At 60.4% G+C, this 22,791-nt stretch carries 21 protein-coding genes; 3 read left to right on the forward strand and 18 right to left on the reverse strand.

The window, feature by feature from the left end:
- Window positions 1-329: 329 nt before the first annotated feature.
- On the reverse strand, window positions 330-467 hold the full coding sequence (locus PKD89_RS08190) for a hypothetical protein (RefSeq protein WP_155852543.1): 138 nt from the start codon (window positions 465-467) through the stop codon (window positions 330-332).
- An 82-nt stretch (window positions 468-549) separates the two neighbouring features.
- Between PKD89_RS08190 and PKD89_RS08195 the strand changes: the two genes are divergently transcribed.
- On the forward strand, window positions 550-1,563 hold the full coding sequence (locus tag PKD89_RS08195) for a GNAT family N-acetyltransferase (RefSeq protein WP_012229174.1): 1,014 nt from the start codon (window positions 550-552) through the stop codon (window positions 1,561-1,563).
- Window positions 1,564-1,669: 106 nt separating this feature from the next.
- On the opposite strand, the gene PKD89_RS08200 is transcribed toward PKD89_RS08195, so the two are convergent.
- Together PKD89_RS08200 and PKD89_RS08205 are read right to left on the reverse strand one after the other, a co-directional pair.
- Window positions 1,670-2,638 (reverse strand): SGNH/GDSL hydrolase family protein, encoded by a 969-nt coding sequence (locus tag PKD89_RS08200; RefSeq protein ID WP_162143664.1) that lies wholly within the window; start codon window positions 2,636-2,638, stop codon window positions 1,670-1,672.
- Window positions 2,604-3,308 (reverse strand): MBOAT family O-acyltransferase, encoded by a 705-nt coding sequence (locus PKD89_RS08205; protein WP_081661125.1) that lies wholly within the window; start codon window positions 3,306-3,308, stop codon window positions 2,604-2,606. Before PKD89_RS08205 ends, PKD89_RS08200 begins: the two co-directional genes overlap by 35 nt.
- Before the next feature lie 96 nt (window positions 3,309-3,404).
- Between PKD89_RS08205 and PKD89_RS08210 the strand changes: the two genes are divergently transcribed.
- Entirely contained in the window at window positions 3,405-4,898 is a 1,494-nt protein-coding gene (locus PKD89_RS08210) for an IS1380 family transposase (protein WP_289010428.1), read from the forward strand.
- Between the two features lie 164 nt (window positions 4,899-5,062).
- Here PKD89_RS08210 and PKD89_RS08215 read toward each other — a convergent pair whose 3' ends face one another.
- A complete protein-coding gene (locus PKD89_RS08215; protein WP_012229199.1) occupies window positions 5,063-5,824 on the reverse strand; it encodes an MBOAT family O-acyltransferase in 762 nt (253 codons plus the stop codon).
- Window positions 5,825-5,934: 110 nt separating this feature from the next.
- Window positions 5,935-7,089 carry a glycosyltransferase gene (locus PKD89_RS08220; RefSeq protein WP_012229200.1) on the reverse strand — a complete coding sequence of 385 codons (1,155 nt, stop codon included), beginning with the start codon at window positions 7,087-7,089 and terminating at the stop codon, window positions 5,935-5,937.
- 653 nt (window positions 7,090-7,742) lie between these two features.
- Here PKD89_RS08220 and PKD89_RS08225 point away from each other — a divergent pair.
- Window positions 7,743-8,801, forward strand: coding sequence for a GNAT family N-acetyltransferase (locus tag PKD89_RS08225; protein WP_289010427.1), 1,059 nt, complete (start codon window positions 7,743-7,745; stop codon window positions 8,799-8,801).
- 198 nt (window positions 8,802-8,999) lie between these two features.
- On the opposite strand, the gene PKD89_RS08230 is transcribed toward PKD89_RS08225, so the two are convergent.
- The 13 genes from PKD89_RS08230 to PKD89_RS08290 form a co-directional block, all read right to left on the reverse strand.
- Window positions 9,000-9,656, reverse strand: coding sequence for a class I SAM-dependent methyltransferase (locus tag PKD89_RS08230; protein ID WP_155852240.1), 657 nt, complete (start codon window positions 9,654-9,656; stop codon window positions 9,000-9,002).
- A 111-nt stretch (window positions 9,657-9,767) separates the two neighbouring features.
- Window positions 9,768-11,150, reverse strand: a complete 1,383-nt coding sequence (locus tag PKD89_RS08235; protein ID WP_012229205.1) for a hypothetical protein — start codon at window positions 11,148-11,150, stop codon at window positions 9,768-9,770.
- A 527-nt stretch (window positions 11,151-11,677) separates the two neighbouring features.
- On the reverse strand, window positions 11,678-12,364 hold the full coding sequence (locus PKD89_RS08240; protein ID WP_324332384.1) for an aminotransferase class III-fold pyridoxal phosphate-dependent enzyme: 687 nt from the start codon (window positions 12,362-12,364) through the stop codon (window positions 11,678-11,680).
- Entirely contained in the window at window positions 12,342-13,688 is a 1,347-nt protein-coding gene (locus PKD89_RS08245) for an aminotransferase class III-fold pyridoxal phosphate-dependent enzyme (RefSeq protein WP_324332369.1), read from the reverse strand. Before PKD89_RS08245 ends, PKD89_RS08240 begins: the two co-directional genes overlap by 23 nt.
- Window positions 13,685-14,560: an aldo/keto reductase gene (locus PKD89_RS08250; protein WP_289011740.1), complete on the reverse strand. Its 876-nt coding sequence runs from the start codon at window positions 14,558-14,560 to the stop codon at window positions 13,685-13,687. Before PKD89_RS08250 ends, PKD89_RS08245 begins: the two co-directional genes overlap by 4 nt.
- Window positions 14,557-15,618: a pseudaminic acid synthase gene (pseI, locus tag PKD89_RS08255; RefSeq protein WP_289011739.1), complete on the reverse strand. Its 1,062-nt coding sequence runs from the start codon at window positions 15,616-15,618 to the stop codon at window positions 14,557-14,559. The genes PKD89_RS08250 and pseI overlap by 4 nt, the downstream gene beginning before the upstream one ends.
- A complete protein-coding gene (pseH, locus tag PKD89_RS08260; RefSeq protein ID WP_289011738.1) occupies window positions 15,618-16,187 on the reverse strand; it encodes a UDP-4-amino-4,6-dideoxy-N-acetyl-beta-L-altrosamine N-acetyltransferase in 570 nt (189 codons plus the stop codon). Before pseH ends, pseI begins: the two co-directional genes overlap by 1 nt.
- Window positions 16,180-17,226, reverse strand: a complete 1,047-nt coding sequence (gene pseG, locus PKD89_RS08265) for a UDP-2,4-diacetamido-2,4,6-trideoxy-beta-L-altropyranose hydrolase (RefSeq protein WP_289011737.1) — start codon at window positions 17,224-17,226, stop codon at window positions 16,180-16,182. The genes pseH and pseG overlap by 8 nt, the downstream gene beginning before the upstream one ends.
- Window position 17,227: 1 nt before the next feature.
- Window positions 17,228-18,322, reverse strand: a complete 1,095-nt coding sequence (locus PKD89_RS08270; protein ID WP_289011736.1) for an aminotransferase class I/II-fold pyridoxal phosphate-dependent enzyme — start codon at window positions 18,320-18,322, stop codon at window positions 17,228-17,230.
- Window positions 18,319-19,296, reverse strand: a complete 978-nt coding sequence (pseB, locus tag PKD89_RS08275; RefSeq protein ID WP_289011735.1) for a UDP-N-acetylglucosamine 4,6-dehydratase (inverting) — start codon at window positions 19,294-19,296, stop codon at window positions 18,319-18,321. The genes PKD89_RS08270 and pseB overlap by 4 nt, the downstream gene beginning before the upstream one ends.
- 217 nt (window positions 19,297-19,513) lie before the next feature.
- The gene (locus PKD89_RS08280) at window positions 19,514-20,260 is read right to left on the reverse strand and encodes a class I SAM-dependent methyltransferase (protein WP_162143577.1); all 747 of its coding nucleotides are present in this window, start codon (window positions 20,258-20,260) and stop codon (window positions 19,514-19,516) included.
- A gap of 89 nt (window positions 20,261-20,349) precedes the next feature.
- A complete protein-coding gene (locus tag PKD89_RS08285; RefSeq protein WP_012229220.1) occupies window positions 20,350-22,062 on the reverse strand; it encodes an ABC transporter ATP-binding protein in 1,713 nt (570 codons plus the stop codon).
- Between the two features lie 37 nt (window positions 22,063-22,099).
- A complete protein-coding gene (locus PKD89_RS08290; protein ID WP_012229221.1) occupies window positions 22,100-22,783 on the reverse strand; it encodes a class I SAM-dependent methyltransferase in 684 nt (227 codons plus the stop codon).
- Window positions 22,784-22,791 lie beyond the last annotated feature (8 nt).

The following is a 22,791-nucleotide window of genomic DNA, read 5'->3' on the forward strand; positions in this document are numbered from 1 at the left end:
CCGTTCGGGCTGGTGGGGCGGGTGTGGCCGCCCGTTGGGGAACCGCTCCGGGTGTGCTTGGTAGGCGGCATCAAGGTCGGCCTGACGGGCAGTGTCGATCCGTTGGCCTTGGCCGGCGTGACGATCAGCGGGGGTAAGCATCTTTGGTGCTGCGGTTCGGGAACCTTTTGGAAATCGCCTTGATGCTCAGCGCCCTTCTCGGAGCGATGGCTGGAGCTCCTCAAGGACGCAGCGCCATCGCTGCTGGTTTCAAGGTTGTGCTGGTTCAACCGCAATTGGACTCGTTCGGCGCGGGGGTGCCCGTAGCCTTGATGCTGGGACTGGGTCTCTCAAGTCTCGTCATGCTTGGAGGTGTCGCCCTCCTCATCGGGAAGGTTGCCGAGACGTACGTCGAGCAGTAGCTCGCCTTGAACATCGATTGTGGCGTCTTGGTTGAGCGGACAGCGGCCATCGCCAGCGGCGCTCACTCCGCGGTCTTTGCGCTGAAGAATCGGTTGATGGGGCGATCGGCCTGAGCCGCCAAACAACCGACTCCTGTATCGTCGGGCCGTGAACGCCCCTAAGGATGCACCCGACGACCTGCGACTTCGGCGTGCCACGGCCGACGACCGCCCGGCGATCATCGAGCTGTGTCGGCAGGCGCTCGGTTGGAAGGCCGGCGAACCCAACGAGGCGTTCTTCGAGTGGAAGCACGACGAAAACCCGTTTGGGCCGTCGCCCACCTGGGTGGCTGAGGACGAAGGTGGCACCCTCGTGGGCCTGCGGACCTTCCTCCGCTGGCGTTTCCGGCGATTCGACGGCACCACCATCAACGCCGTCCGTGCGGTCGACACCGCCACCCACCCCGACTGGCAGGGGCGGGGTATCTTCAGCCGGCTGACGCTGGGTGCCCTCGACGACCTCCGGGACGACAGCGTGGACTGCGTGTTCAACACGCCCAACGACAAGAGCCGCCCGGGCTACCTCAAGATGGGTTGGCAACAGGTCGGCAAGGTGCCGGTGTCGGTCCGGCTGACCGGCCCGGGTTCGATCGCCAAGTTGGCGGGCGCCCGCACCGCCGCCGAGAAGTGGTCGGAGGAGTGCTCCGTGGGGCGCCCGGCCGCTGAGGCGTTCGCCGATCACGACGCCGTCGAGGCGCTCCTGGCCCGGATCGACACCGGGTCGCACATCGCCACCGATCGGACCACAGAGTTTCTCCATTGGCGCTACCGGTTCGAACCGTTGCGCTACCGAGCGGTCAGCCTGGGAACAGGGGTCGAGGACGGCCTCGTGGTGTTCCGGGCCCGACGTCGGGGCACGGCAGTGGAGGCGACGATCTGCGACGTGCTCACCCCCGCCGGGACGTCACCGAGACGGGCGTGGAAGGCCCTCAAAGGTGCGGGCGTCGACTACCTCTTGAAGGGCTCGACGTCGCAGGGTCGGTTGCCGCTCGCCGATGCCCGGCAAGGCTTCGTTCCGGTTCCGGCGTTGGGCCCGATCCTCACGTGGCGCCCGGTTGCCACGCCGATGGTGCCAGCGATGGATCAGCTGGCCCTGAGCCTCGGAGACATCGAGCTGTTCTGAGCAGGCAAGGGTTTGGCCAGCTGGAAGCCGGTTGCAGAGGGCCATGTCAAACTTTGAGGGTCCGCCGCCTCGTGACGCCCCTTGCCCACGAGGGGAGTGTCCGTCCTTACTCGAGCTTGGCAGACAGGGCTTGGGAAAATTCGGCCTGGCCAGCAGGATTCAGGTGAGATCCGTCGAAGAATAACTCGTCCTGATCCGCCAAGGGCCTGCCGTCGATCACCGAGACCCCTTGCCGACTGGCGGTTTGTTCCAGCACCTTGAGGACGTCGTCACCTGCGCCTCCAAGTTGATCGAGCAAGGTCGGCGATGCAGGCATCTCCAACAGAACGACCTCAATGCCTTGGTCAGTCAGCCAGTCGACAAGTTCATTGAGTGTGGCGATCCGCTCCGGAGAAGGGCCATCCAAGGCACTGTCGGCGTCGAGGCTCGCAACAACTCGCTCCCCACCGAAGTCGTCCTGCCGCTCACCATACGGACCCCAGTACTGAGGAAACTCGCCGTCCACGATGGCCCGTCCGGCATCGCGAACGCTCCGCAGTTGACGGCGGACGTTGAACAGTTCCGACCTGACCTGCACCGACTCCTCAGCGCTGCGCATCCGTGTCGGGTGTCTGGCCTGCGCGATAGCCGGGGCCTGTGCGAAGCGATCACGGTTGCCGTCATCGGCCGCAGTCCCGGCAAGTTCGGTCGGGCCAACTCCCAAAACGATACGTCGAGGCCTGGCCAACGGCACGACGAACTCCCTAGTCCACGTGTCAAGGGTCTCGATCTGTCCGGCTGAAAGGGCTGCGTTGTAGTGGAAGTTGCCAGTCCGCTCAGAGATCAACTTGGAGTCGACTCCAAATGCAACCAGGGATGAACCGACGTAGACCGTATCCACAGGGTCGCTGAGATTGCTCAGCTGGGTGTACTTCACAAACGTCTCGTTGCTGGGCCAGTCGCCGTTGTGCCCAAACCCGGGAGCGAGCAGCCGCGCGCCAGCCTCGGAGGCGACAAGCGCAAGCATCATCCCGCAAGCCAATCCCAAGAGACGTTTGTGTCTAGAACTGAAAATAGATGAACTGCGCACCGCCACCTCCACTCCACACGATGACCCCAACGGCGAGCATGCCGTAAGCGAACCCCTCGACCACTGGATATTGCAGAACTTTCATCAGCGCGGGCTGCCTGCGTGCGTAGAGGTCCATCAGGAGGACCTCCAGTGCAATGACGCCAACGAGGATCACGTCTTCGATAGGGAGGCCACCCGATCCACTGAAGAGAGAGCGGAAGACGTCCATGGCCTGACCGAAATCGTCTGCCCGGAAGAAGACCCACGTCATGCTCACCAGAGCGAACGTGAACAGCTTCGATGGAAGCTGCCCAGCTCTGATCGGTGGCCGAACCCCGCGATGCTCGCTAACCCCAATCGCTCGTTCGGCGACGAGGTACAGGCCATGAAGCCCACCCCACACCACGAAGGTCCAACTGGCGCCGTGCCAGAGACCGCCGATCAGCATGGTTAGCATCAGGTTTCGATAGGTGGACAGCGCGCCGTTGCGGTTGCCGCCCAAAGGAACGTAGAGATAGTCGTGGAGCCAATTCGAGAGTGAGATGTGCCAGGTCCGCCAAAATTCGGTGATGTTTCGGGAGAGGTAAGGCTGGCGGAAGTTCCGGATGAGCTCGATGCCGAAAAGACGGGAGGTTCCACGGGCAATGTCGGTGTAGCCGCTGAAGTCGCCGTAGATCTGAAGGCTAACCTCGATCCGGCACGTTGAGACCGTGAAGAACTAGGTTCGGACGCGACAAATGCGCTCCGTTCCGGCAAACTTGTGGTTGTCGAGACACACAAAGAGGCTGGGATGGAACGCACCCGTCAGGTGCAATGTAGCGCGTCGGAACCGGTCCGCTATGACGGCGATGATGAGACCGACAAGATCGTCGCGTTGGCTGGCTTGGGGCCGCTCGCGGAGTACACCGACCGGCTGGGAGTGACCGGCGGGTTCGCCGGTGCTGTGCCCTATTTGGGCCCGGGAATACCGGTTGTTGACCGGGGCGGGTTGTTGGTCCATGGCTTGTTGATGTTGAACGCCGGAGGAGATTGCTGCACCGACCTGGCGATGGTCCAAGCCGCCGAAGGTGTGCTGGGTGACGTCGGTTCGGACACGACGTTCCGGCGGATGATCGCCGACTTCGCCAAAACACCCGGATCGACCGGTGCTATCGACGACGTGATGGCCGAGGTCCGCACTCGCGTGTGGGCCGAACACGGCTGGTCTGATCCCGACAGTCGGGTGACCTTGGACATCGACGCCACCCTCACCCGTGTGCACTCGGAGAAAGAAGACGCCAAAGGCAACTACAAACGCGGGTACGGGTTCCACCCGCTGGCGTGTTTCGCTGACTGCTCCGGTGAGGCCCTCGCGGTTGAGCACCGGCCCGGCAACGCCGGCGCGAACACCATCGCCGATCTCGTTGGGATCGTCGACGCAGGACTGGACGCGCTCCCCGAAAGCGTCGCCCGGTCCCATCGCCCCGGCGCTGTCGCTGCTGACGCGGCCAACGAAATCCTCGTCAGATCCGATTCGGCCGGGCACACCCTCGGGTTCATGTGGGACATGTGGGACCGCAACGTCCGGTTCTGCGTCACCGGAAGGTCGAACACCGTCTTGAGCTCGGTGATCCTCAGCTTCGACGACAACACCAACTGGGAACAGGCGTTGGAACCCCACAACGTCGACCTCGACGACGAGCATTCCGACGTCGACGCCCGCAAAGCCCAAGTCGTTGAGGTCACCGACGACCCAGCCATCGCCAGATGGGTTGGGCTGAAGAAACGACCCAAAGACGACCTCGATGTTCACTACCCGCCCGGCACCCGAGTCGTCGTCCGACGCGAACCGTTACACCCCGGCGCCCAGCAGCGGATGTTCGACACGAACGGCTGGCGCCACACCATCATCATCTCCGACCTCCCAGGCGAATCAGCTTTGGAGGTCGACCGGCTCCAACGCGAACACGCCCACGTCGAAGAGAACATCAAACGACTCAAAACCTGTGGCCTCGACCGGTTCCCGTTCCCCGACACCGCCCGCAACAAGATCTGGACCTCAATGGTCGGCTGGGCCCACACCCTGTGTCGCTGGTTCCAACTCGACCTCCTGGCCGGCACCGAGTTCGAACACGCCCACCCCAAAAAGCTGAGACGTTGCCTCTTCAACACACCCGCGATCCTCCGCGTCCGCAACCGACAAACCTGGACTCTCTGGCCCAAACACTGGCCATGGAACCCCCACCTCCGCAACGCCGGACGCCGCCTCCGGACCATGAACCAGCCCACACCACTCCAGATCTGACCGTCACCTACTCCAGACAGCCAGTCCACCAGCCCGAACCTTCGGCCGGGCTACTTCACCGACCCCACACACCAACCCGAACACACCTCAACACACTGGACAGCCGGGTAGCAGCCCCCTGAACCCGCAACGAGCACCCCACCACACCCGAAACCAACCCCCCCTCACACCAAAACGGCCTTCAGGCCGCCAACACCGGAGAAACGTGCCGGATCGCGGCTAAACGCCAGGATCCCGATCGCAGCGGACACCGAACCCCCTGGCGAGTTGAACGACTTTGCTACCAGCGGTGCGACGGCGTCAGCTATGGCCACCTTCTTGAACAACCCTACGAGAATCAGCCGCAGGCCAGAGAGGATGTCGTGCTCATCGGCCCGTCGCCGCTCACCCTGAATCTGGGGAAGCAGATGCTGGGCACGCTCGATTGGGCCAGCAACAAGTTGAGGGAAGTACGGGACGTAGAGAGCGAACGTGACCGGATTCTCTTCGGGTTCGATCCTGCGTCTGAAGACATCGAACGTGTAGCTGATCGTCTGAAACGTGTAGAAGCTGATCCCCACGGGGAGGAGGATCTTCAGCAGCGGGAGGTTCGGCTCCAAGCCGAACGTCCGCAGCAAACTTGCGGTCGACTCCACGAAGAACCCGAAATACTTGAACGTCACCAGCAGGCCAAGGTTGACGACCAAGGAAACCAAAAGGAGCTGCTTACGTAACGGCTCGGCAGCTGGTCTCATGAGCCGGGAGACGGTGTAATCGACCGCCGTCGAGACGAGAATGAGTCCTAGGAATCGCCAATCCCAGAAGCCGTAGAACACGTACGAGGCCAACAAGAGCCACGCGTTCTGCTGTGGAACCCGCCTCAGCACTCGATAGACGATCCAAACCACGGGCAGAAACGCCGCGTACTGAAGACTGTTGAAGAACATGCCAGGTCCTGCCGGGAAACGGGGTCCTATCGAAGCGCCGCTGTGCCGGGCAAGGCGAGCGAGTGCAGCCTAAACTTAGTGGAATGGTCCGCTGAGAACACTAACCAGGATCAGCTCCTGAGTACCTCACGGTAGATGGCCTCGACCGCGGCGGTCGCGGTAGCGGCGCTGAACCGCTCGAGCGCCGTCGCTCGGCTCTGTTCGCCGTACCGAGCGCGAAGGTCGGCGTCCTCAATCACTTCGATCAGCGCCTGGGTCAGCTCTCGCTCGGACCCGTCGGCCACAAGGCGTCCCTCGTGGTCGTCGGTGACCATCTCGGGGATGCCGCCCACCGCCGTGCTGACGATGGGGAGGCCCAGCGTCATGGCCTCCATAAGGGCAACCGGTAGGCCCTCGTGATGTGAACTGAGCATAAACACGTCGAGCGCAGCCATCACATCGGATGCGTCGGACCGGAAGCCAAGAAACCGAAACCGATCGCCGAGGCCAAGCTCGACGTGCAGCAGGTTGAGACTCGATTCCAAGGGCCCCTGGCCCACAGCGAGGAAGACCACGTCTGGATGTTCGGCGAGCGCCCGCTTCGCCGTTGCAAGCATCAGCGGGTAGTTCTTCTGCTCCCGCAGGTTGGCAACCGTGCCGACGACGATCGCATCAGCAGAGATTCCGAGGTGCTCACGAACCCGCTGGCGCTGGTCCAAAGACTTGAGCACCACGTCGGCGTCGATACCGTGCTCCAGCACCCGCACCCGCGCCTGAATCCTCGCGGGCATGGTTGACCGGCAGTCGGCCGACACCGCTAGGGCAGCATCGTTGAGGCCGAACGTCGCCCGGTTCACCCATCGTGTAGGGGGCGTATAGCGGTCCCAACGGTTGTGCTCGGTCACCACGACCTTCACGTGCCGGTTGGCGACCGAAAGCACCAGCCTGGCGATGGCACCAGGAAGAGGGGAGTGGATGTGAAGGATGTCGATCTGGCCATCCTTCAGCTCGGCAAGGAGGTCCCGAATCCACCGTGGGTCCATGATGCGCCCCGAGCCGAGACGCTGGACCGGGACTCCCTCGCTGCGCAGGTCCTCGACAACAGAATGCGGCCGGTCGACGAGGTAGGCGGCTCGATATGAGAACGCAGTCCGGTTACCCGCTCGAGCGTGGTTGAGCAGCAACTGCTCCATCCCACCCTTGCCCAGGCCCTTGGCCAACCAGAGCACCGCAGTTGGGGTATCTGCTTCGTACCTGCGAGGGCCGATCGGGGGGGACTGGCTCACCGTCTCATGATTGCCGGGTGCGTCATCGCAAGCAAGATGGCTTCATTTCTACGCCAGCTAAGTAGCCCGGCTGGGGCTGATCGTACTCTCCGAAGCACGACCTGGCTTCACCTCAGTCGACGAGGTCAGGGCCTCCTCTTCGGGTTCGCACCTCAGAATGTTCTACGCGCACAAACTTCGTCCTTCGAGCCGACTGCCGATACCATCCGTTTCGTGCATCAACCCCCTGGCAGGTGCCTTGCCCGCAATTCGTACGACTCGGACTACAGCTTTGTGCAGAACGGCTTTCTGCCGCCTCGCAAGTCACCTCGACGAGAAGCTGCTCGATGGGAGCCTCACGACACCTCGCTTCGCGCCCGCCGCTGGCGCTCTCATCGCGAGTTCGACGAGATTGTGATAATCCGCCAATTCGTGAGCCAAGACCTGACCGAATTGGCTATGAACGCCAACCTTGACGCACTCAGAGCAGCGGAACGCCGGTCAGCCGTTTGCTGCGCATGGACGTGGGGGAAATCTCCGGCTACGGGAGGGATCGCTGATCCTACAACGTTCGGCGATCAGCGACTGCAGCAGGATCAGAGTAACGCGACCCTAGTTCAGTGCGGGTGATGCGAATCGTCGACCACGGCCTTGTCCCACCACCGGAGTGGGACATGTTCGTATCATCGAGCCCAACTGGGTGGTTCTGGCATTCGCGTTCATGGATCGATTACACCATCGCTTACGGCCAGGATACGTCCCCATGTGGGTCGGTGTTCACCGTGCGCGATGGGGAAGACCGAGTTGTGGCGGCAGCTGTCGCCCTGGTTGAAGAGTCTGCGATCGGCGGTACCGAGGCGACGTCGCGCTCAATTGGTTTCGGAGGAGGGCCAGTGTGGGTCCCTGCGGTCTCTCCCGAGTTGGATGAGGCGACGACCGCCGAAGCGATCAGGTTGTGCTTTGATCACCTTTCAAAGATTGCCTCGGCCGAGGGTGCGGTGTCCGGCTCAACACGGCTGGCATCGATCCCTACTGACGCCGCCACGTACCAATCCGCTGTTCGAGTGGCCGCCCTGCGCAATGGATGGGCGGAACGTGGAGGCGCCACCCAGGTCCTCGATACTTCGCTTCCGGTTGATGTGATTCGTCGAGGAATGTCCAAGGGCCACCGCTCCGCTATTACGCGCGGCTTGCGGTCGATGTCGGCGGCGCTCACCGACCCGAGTGATCGCAAAGCCTTCTCTGCCTACCGTGAGATGCACCGCCGAGCGGCGGGTCGTTCGACGAGGCCGCCGCGGACTTGGGAACTGATGGAGAACTGGCTCGCGGACGGAACTGGGCTCTTGTTCGGGGCCCGTCTCGCTAGCCAATGGGTTGGTTTCAGCTACGTGCTTGTCTCGGGAAGAAGTGCCTACTACGCCTCGGCGGCAAATCACCCAGATGTTGAGGGCCAGCCGATTGGACACGTGCTGCAATGGGCGGCGGTCGAGGAGCTTGCCCGACGCGGCGTCGTCTCCTACGAATTAGGTCAGCAGCAATTCGCCCCCACTAGTGCGAGAGCCCCATCACCCAAAGAACTCGCAATTGCCCGCTTCAAGCGCGGCTTTGGGGGACAGACTGTGCCCGTGGTGGAGCACGAACGGTTTTGGGACGCGTCGGCAGCTGTGTTGGTTCTGACGCATCGGGCCGAAGAGTACGCTGCGACACTCAAAACCGAGGCCTCACCCGATTGAGAGAGTCCGGCGCGCCGAGGCGCTTCTGTCCGCTCTTCGATTCTATGACAGTCGGCTGCGGACCGGCATGATCCATTTGGCTTGATGAAGAAACCCCGTCGAACTGGCAGCCGCTCCCGAAGAAGCAGCTACGAGATTTCACCGCTGGTTGCGCAATCGAGCAGCAATCGTCTTGAGTCGAGAACAAACACCATAGCCTTAGCCATCGGCATCACCGACAGAAAGCAGGGAGCAGTTGTAGGTCGGGTTCCTATGTACTAGAGAAACGCCGCTCGTTGCCATGACGTTTTGGATTCCGTGGTCGTTCACCATTGCAATGTATGAGCGTGTCGATGCCAGAATATCCAAATTGTTCGAAATGAACTGTTCGAGGACTCGCTCTCCAAAAGGATTTGCCAAAAACAGTAAGTACCTCGCCTTCGGGAGTTTGAGCTGAGATGCGTCGCCCACGTCGAACGTACAGCGCCGACCGGCCTTTGGGAACTTTTCCTGGTTACGTCTTGCGTCCTCTATCAGCGGAGCCTCAAAGTCGAAGCCTCGCAAATCAGCGAATTCGTATCGAGTCGCTGCGTACAGGGTTGGGATTCCAGTTCCACATCCGACATCAAGGAAAGTCAGAGTGTTGAGCTGTGTGGTTTCTTCAAGGGTTTTTGTGATCCGATCAAGGTTTCGCAACCACATCACCATGAAACAATTGGCGTCGTCTCGCGACCGGTACCTGTTAGTGAACGATTCGACTCCTACCCTTGTGCCTCTTAAACCATGGCTACGTATCCAGACAAGGTTGTAGACCTCGTTCCATGCTCGCAGGGCCGGTGTTGGGGATCCCCTACTAAGGTCTACGTTGTAGCGCACAAGGGTGGATGGTAGTCGCTTTCAGACACAGCTTCCACCGACCGGTTGGAGATCGTGATTGCGGCCAGTACTGCAGACCGGCCCAAGGCCGAAGTCGGATGAATTCCAGGATCAATCGGGGTAGCTGAAGTCGCCCTTAGCGGCGCAACCCCACTCCCATCCGTCGAGAAGAACCCCACCTGCCGTGTCGCAGGTCGAACTTTGCTCGACGAGATCTGCGATACTTCGCACAACGTCGATGCTCGATTCATTACACCAAGAATGGGCGTAATCAATCCGTTCAAGTCGTCCCCCAGCACGAACCGACAATTTATCCATCGCTTTTCGTAGACTGCTGACGTCGTGGACGATCTGGACGTAAGGTTCAATGATATATGGATAGTTGGGTCGGTCTTGCGGATGGCAGAGGTCAATCACGTCCAGCCCCATGGAAAGAGCCTCTAACCCCACGCCACTTCCATGTTGGACCACAGCCTTCGCTCCATGCCGTCGCAAATAGGTGGAGGTGTCTGGCGCGTCAATTATCTCCCAAGCTGATGGAAACATCCGCCGGTACGCATGTGAGCGCATTCGAGGGTGTAGGGATACTTTGATGGGAGAACGAATGGCGTGATAGATGACATCGATATCGCCTTGTATCACCTCAGGGGCGGACGCCGCGTATACGACAGAAGATGAATTTGGCGGCGTCGCGTGTGACACCGGCTCGCCTGGGTTGCCGACAGCAGCTAAATGGTCGAGCGGGGTGGCGCCGAGGCCTCGGTAGAATTCGACCTCCGACGCACCACGCAACAGCGCCCAGTTGGTTGGAAGATCGTGGTAGAAGGCGTTGTCGGCGGTAGGGGCATGAGGGATGTAGTACGAGCTGACATGCTGATGATGGACAACAGAAAGAAGCGCCCGGACTGAAGCGTTGTTCTGTGAACCGACGATGACGGCACGGATGCCAGCGTTTCGAAACTTGACCTTCGCAATGCGACGCCTGAAGGTCTCCACTTTAAGTAACTCATCACGAAGACCGAAGGGCTCGCCAATATTGGCGGTCGAGAGAGCACCTGCGAGGTCACTTTCGACTCGTCTAACGTTTTGCCGGACACTCTTGAGCGCTCCAATTCCTAGCGGGCGGAGCCGGATGAACTTGGGTTTCCCATGTCGTTTAGTGAACTCCTCTGTCAAGGATGCCATTATCCGTCCTGTCTGGACGCTGGTCCCAACCAGGAGCACTGGGCCAACGCGTGTCAATCGAGGGCCAGCCCGAGGTGCGATCGCCCGAGCGATGGCCCGAGCACGATCCAGCACCTCTGTTGCTGCTCCCCGATCGGCGCTCACAGGAGCATGTAGCAACATCATTGCCACTTGCGGGAGCGCAGACCATGCGAGATCCTCTGCATTGACCGAATCGGGTTTCGCCATGGTGAAACTCGGCGCTTCACCAGCCGTCCGGGTCACGATCGGATCGGTCTCCCAGTCGGCACCTGCATTGATCTCGCTCATGGTGATGGAGACCTGAAGCCGATGGGTCGAGTTGTCACGGGACGTTGTTGACGCGGGGTTCGATTCCCAAGACCACTACACAGGGTTGAGAGAGTCGCTCCTTCAAACCAGTGAGTCGGCGCCTGTTCGATGCTGGGAGCGCATGGATGCGGCCTCGTTGCGTGACGCGACTGAAAGGTGAACATCGGCGGTTCCGGTATCATTTCTTCCCTAACATCTGACGCACGGTGTTTCGGTCGTTGGTCATGTCCCCCACGTCGCTCCGGTTGCATCAGCGGTCGGTTGGGCCGACGTCGATGTTCCCGACGTGACCCCGGTTTGTTGATGGGGGCATGGAAGAGAACACTGTCATCTGCTAGAAACTCATCTTCGCCTAAAGTGTCTTGTTTAGAACGTCTAGGCTCCGCCAGGAACCCCGTCGCTATGGTGTCGTTCAGCCAGCCGAGGTCCTGCTCTCCGACATCATCAGCGGTGACCGACCTCAGAATCAGTCGCTCGGTTTCGATATTGATGGGGATTGACACGAATCAGGCCAGCCGCTGGAAGCCACTATGGGCGGTGCCGTTTGGCAAGTGCGCAAGCAGCGCCTCGTCAGACTCGATCCCTGCAAGGGTGTCGAACACGGGGCTCAGCGTGTCGAAATAGCCGTCGAGAATTTCCGAACTGTGGGCGACTGAGGCGTACGTCGCAGTTCCCGCCAGGTAGCCCCGGGCGAGCATCTCTTGGGTGACGAAGGTCTTCACTGCCAGCGGGTTGAGACCGCCAATCAGATAGCTCCCCAGAGCCGGGAGCCCCAGTGTCTGGATCGGGAACCCTGCCGAGTCGGCAAGCTCGACCCATCTCCTCCGGATCTCGAGCCCGATCGCGTCGATTCGAGCGGGAGCATCCTCGACCCGCATTGCGGCAAGGCTTGCAAGGCCTGCAGCTGGGCCGATGCGTTCGGTCCAGAAGGTGCTTGAAATGAACGTATTCTGAGCCGCCTGCATCACCGATTCCCTGCCGATGACGGCGCTGATCGCGTAGCCGTTGCCCAGCGTCTTCCCAAACACAGCAACGTCGGGTTCGACGTTGTGCACCAGGTGAAGGCCACCCAGATTCTTGCGGAAGCCCGATGTGCATTCGTCGAAGACCAGAACGGCATCATGGCGAGATGCGGCAGCCCGGACGCCGTCAAGGAAGCCAGGGTCAGGCTCAGCGGACCGCTGCACCTCCATAAAGGCCACGCCGATATCGCCGGATTAAATTTTGCGGGAAACACGGGGCTGGTCCCGCCAGGCCTTGAGGCACGCCGGCGGGATCCAGCCCAGGTAGCAGGTGGGTAGCCAGCGTCGACCCCTCCGTGAGATTGGCCGCCAAATACCAATCGCTCCACCCGTGGTAGCCGCAGAACGCGACTCCATCTCGACCCGAGGCAGCCCTAGCGATTCGGACGGCCACTGCACAGGCCTCGCCGCCTGAGCGGGCAAAGCGAGCCATGTCGGCCCAAGGATGCAGGTCGACGAGTTGCTCAGCGAGCCACACCTCTTCCGGACAGTTGAAGGTCGACATATTCCCGGCGGTGACGGCCGCACTGACTGCCTCGTCCACCTTTGGATGCCCATAGCCCAAGATGTTGGTTCCCACCCCCATGAGTCCCACGTCTACGTACATCCGGTCGTCGAGATCCCAAACCCTGCAGCCCTTCGCTCGCGAGAAGTAGGAGGGCCAGCCTGATGGGAGGTGCATCTCGGCTCGTTTGGACAACAACATGTTGCCACCGGGGATCACCCGCTTCGCGCGCTTCCAGAGCTTCTCACCCGTGCCCATCGAGGCACCGCCGTCTCGACCAAGATGTCGGTTTCCGGCGAACAGCGACGGATCCGAACGCATCAACTCGGCAACGGCCTCGAAGCTGAAGCGATTGTGTCCGAAGAAGTCGAAGACAGTACCTATGACCTCAAGGTCTTCGGGCTCGTCCAGCGTGACTCGTTCATCGGGTACCGCCTGCGCGGCCTCAAGAACAGACGCGTGAGTATCCGGATCCCGCTGCATATATGGCGTGACGTGTTCCCGGTCGTGCGGCTCGGTGGCTTCCATCCTTGCCCGCTGTAGAGCTTCAATGGTGAAAGCCTCGACATCAAACCCATCCGGGAACGATTGTCCAGTCCTGAGGTAGTCATACTGGTTGGTGGCAAGTTCCGAGAGGACCCGATCGACTATTTCGGGTGCAACCAGCGGGCAATCTCCCGTAATGCGGACGATGACCTGGGCGTCGGCCGAGTCTGCTGCTACCCCGAAACGATCAAGGACGTCGGTTTCGCTACCGCGGATGCAAGTAACCCCGAGACCGTCAGCGAGAACGGACAGTTCGTCGTTGGCCGCGGTGTCAGGCACGGCCAGGACGACCTGGTCAACCAGCTCCGCACGCGAGAGCCGCTCGATCAGATGCTCAAGAACGGGTTTCTTAAGTACCGGGCTGAGGACCTTCCCAGGGAGTCGAACCGAACCCATACGCGCCTGCACAATCGCCACCACGTGTTGGTCGGTGTAGAGGCTCATGGTGAAGTCACGATCGTCCAACTACGCGGATCGCACTGAGCAGCAGGTGGATAGGGAAGTGCTTCGAGTTCGGCAATCAAACCGTCGTCCAGTGGTGGGGAGTTGAATGATGCGACCAGCTCGCGAAGCTGAATGACCGACTCGGCTCCGACCAACATGCCGCGGATTCCCGAGATCGCCTTGACCCAGCCGATCGCGAGGTCCCTCCTCGTCTTGCCGACGCGTTCCGCCAGCTCAGCGAACGCCACGACGTATGGACGCAACGGCAAAGTCGGGCCGACGAGTTCCAATGGGTCGGCTGCAAGGATGCCCTGAAGCAGCACGCTTCGTACATAGACGATCGTGCCAGTTGAGGCGGCTGATGCAATCAAGTTTCGGGTGAGACGACGATCGAAGAGGTTGAGGGGCACCTGCACCACGCCGATACGAGGGTCGTCGACAGCCGCTTCGAACTCCGGCAGGTCGTAAACGGATGCTCCCAGACTGCCGACTTGTTCACCTACCAACTCGGATGCAGAGGCGACCACGCGACTCTCGGGCCGCAGCACTTCCGCCGAATCGTGGATGTAGAGCACGTCTATGCGGTCGCGTCGCAGATCTTGTAGCGATTGCGATAGAGATTCCGCGGGGCTTCGCTTCGGGTCGAGCTTGGTGTGCACCGGTAGGCCGCACCCTGACTGGCCGATTGTGTCTTCTGCCCGGCCGTATGCTGGCGCTGTGTCGAGGGCGGCTATGCCAAGGCGGGCGGCCAACTCCAAAATATCTATTCCGTCTGACTGATGAGCTTGCTCAGTGTCCCTCACGACCCCGTACCCCGACTGGAACTGCGCGGTGCCTAAGATCAGCTCGGTCGCGTGGTCGATCTCGGTCATCGATTCACAGTTCGGCCGAGATCAGACCACATGATCGGCTCTCCTTGGTTGATGGCCCGGCTCGAGCTCATGCCAACTACTGCTTCGAACTGATCGGGTGCAAGCCCTCCAGCAGGACGTACCGACCGCACATTCTCGGCGGTAATCATCTCTCCGCTGGATATGGGACGGACTGCGCGTAACGAGCGGCGGAACGCCAGGCTGGCTTCCTCGCCTGGTGAGGGACCGAACCGGACGGTGCCGAGCGCAGCATGTACTTCTCGGATAGATGCCACCAACGATCTCAGCTCATCAGGCTCCGACGAAAAGGCTGCGTCTGGGCCGCCATCAGACCGGCGCAGTGTGAGGTGCTTCTCGATGATGCTTGCGCCGAGCGCTACTGAAGTGATCGCAGCACTCGCTCCGACCGTGTGATCGGAAAGCCCAACGGGTAGGTCCCACACTCCGCGCATTGCGGGAATCGTGAGGAGGTCCATCTCTCTGGGATCAGCGGGATAGCCGGAATTGCATCGCAACAGCGCTACGGCTGGTGCACCGCTGGCCAGGGCGGCGCCGATGGCAGCATCGATCTCGGCCAAGGTTGCCATCCCGGTAGAGATGATCAACGGCTTTCCTTGAGTCGCTGCATAGCGGATCAACGGGAGATCGACAATCTCGAACGAAGCGATTTTGAAAGCGGGTACATCGAGGGCCACGAGGAAGTCGACCGCGGTGGGATCGAACGGACTTGAGAGCCAAGTGATGCCGAGCTTGTTTGCTTCGGCTACGAGTTCCGGCGTCCACTCCCACGGCAGCATGGCCTCCGCGTACAAGTCGGCCAGTTGCGCTCCGTCCCACAGCGTTCCCCCGCTGATTCGGAAGTCAGGGTGGTCAGATCGCACGGTGATCGTATCTGGAGTGAAGTGCTGGAACTTCACGGCGTCGGCACCGGCCTCGTGGGCTGCATGGATCAGTTCTAGTGTTGCTGCGAGACTTCCACGATGGTTTGCGGACAACTCGGCGATCACAAAGGGAGGTTGGGTGCTGTTGATGGTACGGCCATCGACTACGAGGTCCATCACTTGCCCTTCAAATCTGCGTGCGAGCGCTCGTTACGCCGCAGTTGATCTTCGATGCCCGGCCGGCAGAGTTGCCAGTCGGCCCGAAGCATAGCGAGGCCAATCACATCAATCCTCTCGTCTCCGCGTCGCACGTGGGATCGAAAGTAGGCCTCGCGACGAAATCCGAACCTCTCATGCAGCGCAATGACCGAAAGGTTTGTGTCCAGAACCTCGCTCGACACTTTTTCAAGTTCGAGATCATCGAACGCATAGCGAAGCGTCTGGAACCAAGCACTACTGCCTAGGCCCCTGCCGCGCAGTGCCTGAGATGCGATGTAAAAGCCCCAGGAGCAACGAGAGTTGTGTTCGTCGATGCTGGTGAGACTGATCAGGCCTGCCGGAACCCCGTCGGTTTGGATAATCCAATCTCGACGCGTGGCATCGACGAGCACACTTTTGAACCAACGATCGTGTTCCTCTCGCCGGATCGGTAGATCGGTGAACATGTAACGGCGAACCTCCGGGAGGTTGCGCCACTCGAAGAGGCGTTCGGCGTCACCCGTCACAATGGGGCGTAGTTCAACCACGAGGAACCTTTCTATGGGCCGCCTTTGTAAGTGCATCTGCCACCCTCCGGACTCCTTGGCCATCGATGGCCCTTTGTCCGGCATCAGCCATATCGGCACGTCGAACCGGATCATCCAACATGCCCGCCAGCGCACGAGAAGCCGCGACGACTGGATCGATTGTTCGGCCGTCGATGGTGTTGGTGAAACCTTGCATTTCGGCGGATCGAACCGGTTCGGCCTGGTTGTCTGCGACGATCAGCGCGAGCGTGGGGACACCGAGATATGCGGCCTCCCAAACTGTCCCCCCGGCGCCAAGTACGGCGCAGTCTGACGCGGCGAGCTCTGCCAGATATTGCTCCGGATTAATTACTGTCGCGTGCCTGGTCGACCTGGCTTCTGATCGAATGGCGGCGTCATGATCATTCGCCGGTCCAATCGCAATTCTGAGATCAGCGCCGAGGTGCCCCATCTCACTGATCAGCGGAGCGGTAAGGCGCTTTGGGTCGCTCCCACCGATCGATACGAGTACTTTGGGCGACTCGGACTCTTTGTGCACCTTACGGGAGCGAGCCAGTCTAACGTCCTTGCGAATCAAGGCATACCGGAGACCGATCAATAGCTCCGAAGGCTCGAGATGGGAATACATTCGGCCCGCCGCGTGCGGGTTCTGGTTGATCACGAATTCGGGACTGGTCGCTGCCGTTTCCACGTTGTCATCAATGACCGCATGACGAATCCCATCCTGTCCTAACTGGATGTAGAAGCTGTGGCCGAATTGATAGCCGTCGACGATCACGAGGTCCGGATGAAGCGAAGCCAATTGCCTAGCGTCGCCAGCGGTTCCGGCAGGTGCCGTGATTTCGTGTGTATCTATTGCAGCGGCCATGGCCATCGATGTGATCTCGCTCGGAGGACTGCTGGTAGCCAGAACGACTCGCCAGCCAACATCGGCTAGCGCTTCACCGAGTGCCAGGCTTCGTGTGAGGTGTCCAAGGCCAATGCCGGCGCCGCCGTCAGATCGGAGCAAAGCAAGCGGCTGGGGAGCTACCGCCTGCACCTCAAGTCACCAGTGTAGCCAGCGTAGCGACGACGCGATCCTGCTCCGCCTCCGTCAGGTCCGGGAACATCGGCAGGCTGATGAGTTGCTCATACGCCTCCTCGCATGCGGGGAGATCGTCCGGGCCAACGCCAATGTCGGCGCTGATCGGGTGGTGGTGAATCGGGACAAAGTGGACTTGAACTCCTATGCCAGCAGAGCGAAGACCCTCGAAGACCCGTTCGCGGTCACGAACGCGGATGGCAAACAGGTGGTACCCGTGGGTGAACCCCGGCGGTGCTTCCGGCGGGAGCACCACCGGAAGTGAGGCGAGCATTGCTCGGTATCGATCCGCCAATTCGTTTCGGCGCTGGATGAAGGTGTCGAGCTTCGTCAATTGAGAGAGTCCCAGAGCCGCCTGGATATCGGTCATCCGATAGTTGAACCCAAGCTCGCTGATCCGGTAGGTCCAGGCCCCGTGATCGGGTGTTCGCTCGATGTCGTGAGTGCGGAATTGCCGCAACTTATGAGCGAGACTGTCGTCATTGGTCGTGACGATGCCGCCCTCGCCAGTAGTGATCGGCTTGACCGGGTGGAACGAAAACATGCACATGTCACTTCGAGCGCAATTGCCGACAGGACCATCAGGGGTCGATACTCCGAGTGCGTGAGCGGCATCCTCGATCACAACCCGAGGCCGGACCTTCATGCCTCGAAGATCCACGGGTAGACCTGCATAGTGCACGGCTACAACCGCATCCGCTTCAGCCGGAATCTGGGCCATGTCGAGGTTCAAGGTTTCGGGCCGAATGTCCACCAGACCAACACTCGCTCCGACGTAGCGTGCGCAATTCGCGCTGGCCATGAACGTGAGCGGTGAGGTGACAACCAGATCGCCAGGGCCGAGCCCCGCAACTGCGGTACAGCCGTGGAGGGCAGCAGTTCCGCTGGAGAATGCGACTGCGTGACGCGCCTGCACCTTGAGGGCAACAGCCTCCTCGAATGCCTCGACCGCGGGGCCCTGCGTCAGCCAGGCTCCGCGAAGCACAGCTTCTACGGCGCTGATGTCACTCTCGTCGATCGACTGCCGTCCGTATGGTATGTGGGCCTGAGTCATAGCGTGGCGAGCAACTCGCGAAGTTCTTCGACGTCGAGCCACAGGTCGTTCGTGTCAGACCGGTAGGCGAAGCCGTCAGGCAGTGCCTTGCCCGCTTGAAACTCAGCGGATTGCCAGTAGTCCAGCACCGGCGTGATGACGAAGTAGTCGTCGAAGGCCTGGCCGCGGCGGGCGTCGTCTTCCGAGATCATCTCTTCGTGCAGCTTCTCTCCGGGCCTGACCCCTACGGTGTGGATCTTCGCGTCGGGTGCAATGGCCTGAGCGAGGTCGATCACACTTGTCGAGGGGATTCGAGGAACGAACAGCTCTCCACCTACCAGTCGGTTGAAACTGTCGACGACGAACCGCACCGCCTGATCCAGTGTGATCCAGAACCTTGTCATGCGCTCGTCTGTGACGGGCAACTGTCCCGTCGCGGCGAGCTTTCGGAAGAGCGGGATGACTGAACCGCGGCTCCCCATCACGTTTCCGTAACGGACCACACCGAATCGGGTTTCGCTGTGGCCAGCGTAGGCGTTGCCAGCGACGAGGAGTTTGTCGGAGCAAAGTTTCGAGGCTCCGTAGAGGTTGACAGGTGACGATGCCTTGTCCGTGGAAAGCCCGATTACCCGCTCCACGCCGGAGTCAATGCAAGCATTGATCAGATTCTCGGTGCCCATCACGTTTGTCCGGATGCACTCAAATGGGTTGTACTCGGCGGTGTCCACTTGCTTCATCGCCGCCGCATGAACAACGGCTTCGACACCATCGAGGGCCCGTGCAAGTCGGTCTGCGTCCCGGATATCTCCGATGAACCATCGAAGGCGAGGATCGTCGCCGATCTCGGTCCGGAATTCGTACTGCTTGAGTTCATCCCGGGAAAAGATAACGAGCCGTTGGGGATCGAGGTGCTCGAGTGCGTAGCGCACGAACGCCTTGCCAAACGACCCTGTCCCCCCTGTAATCAGGATGGATCGTTCCTCTAGATAGCTCATAGGCCTGTCGTCCTTCTAGCTTGGCTTTTTGCCGATCGATTGTCAGAGTTTGAAAGTGAACTTGAGTCGTGAGCGATGGCGGGAAAGGAGATTTCGACATGTCCACTAGATTTTGGGTTCAGCAATGCTCGATGTCCGGTATGGTCTCGATGTCCAGTACGATGAGGTGCGACCTCGAATAGCCTGCGAGACTCGAGGTAGCTTACAGCTTCAGGATTCACAAGCCAACGAGACCCACGTATTTGCCCGAAAATCCGAAGACCCGAAATGGTACGCTACGAGCCTTTGTCCACTCCTGAAAGTGTGCATTGTCCTGAATATCATCAAAGACAACAACGCTATGGCTGTCTAGTACGGGCTCAAGTACGTCTAGAGCGAACGTTCGACCCTCAAATGACTTGTCGGAGTCGTAGTGGAATAGGTCGACGTGATTGAGGGTCTGGGCCAACTCGGGTAGGTGGACGCGGTCTCCTCTCACGCGGAGATCCCAACGCTCTCGCAGGTTTGCTGCCACCACTGAACCGATGAAATCCTCTGGATGTTGCATAGATATGTATGGAAGGTCACTTGAGTAGAGGTGGCCCTTTCCGTTTCGGTCCATGGCCTCAAGGATCGCAGCCGATGAATAGCCTGCAGCGACGCCCGTCTCCACGACCTCGGAAGGCTTTAGGTGTCGAACTAGGAAGAAGAGGAGACGATAGTCTGCGCCACCAAAAGACCGAAGACCGTCAGCCCTCTGTACAACCGAGGATCCCGCGAGTGCTTCTGAGAACTCGGTCGTCTCCTTCCACAGATCGCTGTCTAGCGAACCCGCGAAATCTTCAAGAGACTCGGCATGGTCCGATGCCCATGCCTTTGAGGTCGCTCGTGTCAGAGCCTGCGACTTTTTCGATCCCCGGGATCGAACCCGCCGGAGCGCTTCTCGCCCGACCGATGGATGACGCAGGTTCTGCGCGATAGTCATTAGTTCATCCGCTCGAAATCTCATCTCGTACTATTCTCCTAAGCTACGCGCTATGGTGGCGGGTGCTGGTAGGAAGCGGATTCGGCCGGTCATTTCAACCCCGAGAGTGTCAGCGCTTCGCTATAAAATGCATTCGATTCTGAGAGCTGAGAAGGAGTGTCGAATCCCTTGAGTTGTCCCTCCTGAATCACCATAATTCGGTCACAGATGTCGAGGGTAGACATCCGGTGGGCCACGATGACAATCGTCATGTGCTTACTGAGTTCCACCAGGGTCTGGCGGATGAGATGCTCGCTGCGGACGTCCAACGAGCTTGTTGGCTCGTCAAGGATGAGGAGTTCGGGTCGCTCCACGAGAGCTCGGGCCAGGCAAAGGCGCTGTTGCTGTCCTCCGCTGAGGTGTCCACCTAGTTCCCCAACGGGCCGATCATACCCCTCCGGGAAGCTAGCGATGTCGTCGCTGAGGTGAGCGAGCCGTACGGCGCGTTCGATGGCCTCCATTGAGACGTCATCGCGGAATAGTCGAATGTTGTCAGCGACCGTCCCGGCCACCAGGTGAGCTTCCTGAGGGACGAAGGTGACCTTTCGTGCCCACTCGTCGCGAGACATCTCGATGATTGGGCGACCAGCAGCAAGGATCGAACCGGCGGACGGATCGCGTAGCCCGAGCATCAGTTGAACAAGTGTTGACTTCCCCCCGCCAGAGGGTCCTACGATACCGACAACCTCTTTGTGATGAATGGTCAGTGACACTTCGTGGAGAACCCGCCGTTCGTCCTCGTAAGAGAAGCTCACGTTGTTGAGGGTTAGATCGCCCACATGCCCGACTGGCTGCTGTCCGTCGTATTGGCGCCCGGCCCGGTAGCGGTCCAACTCAACCTGAAGGCGTTCAACGAACGGGAGGGAGCCAGCTACGGAGGAGTGAGCGTTCTGGATCGCTTGCCCGTAGCTGAGGGCCCGTAGCATGATGAGCATCACGGCTCCGAGTGCTGCGACGTTGGTGGCATTCGAGATCGTGATTCCGGCAAGTGCCCCGATAAGGGCAAGGTATGCCAAGGTCGAGTAGAGAGGCACGACGATCGATCTGGCGAAGAGGAGCCGACGCTCGGCGTCAGCGCTTGATGTGACCAGCTCGTCGACCGCACTTGTAGCCTGCTTCTGAATGCGAAAGATGTGCATTTCTTGGCCAAGCTGCGACAAACTGGTGAGGGACGAGGCAAAGTGCATTCCAGCATTCGCCGCGTTTGTCCCGCGCCGACGCACGGCGGAGCGAAGCGGCCGCAACAAGGATCCGAAGGCAAGTGCGGCCGCCAGAACGACGAGTGACCCCACTGGATTGACGGCAACGGCCATCCCGAGAAGGGCGACGAGGCTGAACGTGGAACTGACCCCGAGTGTCACGCTGTTGACTAGCTGGGAGCCTTGATTCGTGAAGGTGGTTAGGAGCTCTTGGAGCTGGCCGCTTCGATCTGACTGTTGGACGGGCCAGGATGCAAACAGGAACGCCTCGGCGAGGGTTCTCCGGGTATCGGCAACCACGGAAGTACTGAATCGGGATGACTGCGCTGCCGCCCAGAGCGCAAGCCCGCACCGAATAGCGATCATGCTCAGTCCGATGAGGATCGCTCCGCCGAGACTCAGACTTCGATCGCCGATGACTTGTATTTGGTCGACGTCATCGGTGACTGCGAATGCGGCGCGACTTATCACGACGAGAAACAACGCTTCAGCCATGCCGCTACCAAAGGAAGTGAGGGCAAGAGCTCCTATGGTGCGCCCTCTTGCACCGAGGAACACTTTCATCGAAGCTCTCATGCTCGGAGTCGAGTCTGTCATTTGGCTACGTCGGTTTGGCTACTGCCAACATGGTCCCCCAGGAAAGTCGGTCCGGGAGTGGAGCACGGACTGCATTAGCGACGATGCGGCGCAACCGGCCGGGTGTCGGGTGGCCGATATACGATATCTGCTCGACGTCAAAATCGCATCGAGCAGCGAGTTGGGGGAGTGTGTGCTCACAGAACCAGCAGGTGTGGTCGCTGTTGACCCACACGTCCTTACTCATCCTGTAGATGAAGCAGGAGAGCGCAAACGGGTTGGGTGTGGTTAAGACAAGCTTGCCCCCGGGGGCTAGGTGCCTGCGGACGCTCTCAAAGAAGTCCGGGAATCGTTCGAGGTGTTCGATAAGTTCGCCTGCAAACACGACGTCGAACCGCTCGTCCAAGTTCAGATTCTCGGCGTCGCCCTGACGAACGTCGTAACCCTCGCTGCGGATTCGGCCAACTGCGGCATCATCCAGGTCCACGCCTACCAGCTGCGACGCCATGCCCGACAGCTGAGCATGCATCCAGTCGGGTCGCCCGAACGCTGAGGCGCAACCAAGATCGAGCACGGTTCGACCCTCTACGAAAGGACGTATTGCGTCACCGCGCTCGACGAACGCGCCTGCAGTGAACCTCTTGGGCTGCAAGAAGGCACGCTTCTCACTCCTCGACTGGACAACCTCTCGACTCCCGTTGCTGGGCATCGGCAAAA

The sequence above is a fragment of the Candidatus Neomicrothrix sp. genome (assembly GCF_035329545.1).
Taxonomy (GTDB): domain Bacteria; phylum Actinomycetota; class Acidimicrobiia; order Acidimicrobiales; family Microtrichaceae; genus Microthrix; species Microthrix subdominans.

Excerpts from the sequence above, each read along its gene's own strand:
- PKD89_RS08215 (WP_012229199.1), bottom strand. The coding sequence starts at position 5,824 with ATGTTCTTCAACAGTCTTCAGTACGCGGCGTTTCTGCCCGTGGTTTGG.
- PKD89_RS08290 (WP_012229221.1), bottom strand. The coding sequence starts at position 22,783 with ATGCCCAGCAACGGGAGTCGAGAGGTTGTCCAGTCGAGGAGTGAGAAG.
- PKD89_RS08240 (WP_324332384.1), bottom strand. The coding sequence starts at position 12,364 with ATGGAGGTGCAGCGGTCCGCTGAGCCTGACCCTGGCTTCCTTGACGGC.
- PKD89_RS08210 (WP_289010428.1), top strand. The coding sequence starts at position 3,405 with ATGGAACGCACCCGTCAGGTGCAATGTAGCGCGTCGGAACCGGTCCGC.
- PKD89_RS08250 (WP_289011740.1), bottom strand. The coding sequence starts at position 14,560 with ATGACCGAGATCGACCACGCGACCGAGCTGATCTTAGGCACCGCGCAG.
- PKD89_RS08280 (WP_162143577.1), bottom strand. The coding sequence starts at position 20,260 with ATGACTATCGCGCAGAACCTGCGTCATCCATCGGTCGGGCGAGAAGCG.
- PKD89_RS08270 (WP_289011736.1), bottom strand. The coding sequence starts at position 18,322 with ATGACTCAGGCCCACATACCATACGGACGGCAGTCGATCGACGAGAGT.
- pseB (WP_289011735.1), bottom strand. The coding sequence starts at position 19,296 with ATGAGCTATCTAGAGGAACGATCCATCCTGATTACAGGGGGGACAGGG.
- pseI (WP_289011739.1), bottom strand. The coding sequence starts at position 15,618 with ATGGACCTCGTAGTCGATGGCCGTACCATCAACAGCACCCAACCTCCC.
- PKD89_RS08235 (WP_012229205.1), bottom strand. The coding sequence starts at position 11,150 with ATGAGCGAGATCAATGCAGGTGCCGACTGGGAGACCGATCCGATCGTG.
- PKD89_RS08285 (WP_012229220.1), bottom strand. The coding sequence starts at position 22,062 with ATGAAAGTGTTCCTCGGTGCAAGAGGGCGCACCATAGGAGCTCTTGCC.
- PKD89_RS08225 (WP_289010427.1), top strand. The coding sequence starts at position 7,743 with ATGTTCGTATCATCGAGCCCAACTGGGTGGTTCTGGCATTCGCGTTCA.
- PKD89_RS08245 (WP_324332369.1), bottom strand. The coding sequence starts at position 13,688 with ATGAGCCTCTACACCGACCAACACGTGGTGGCGATTGTGCAGGCGCGT.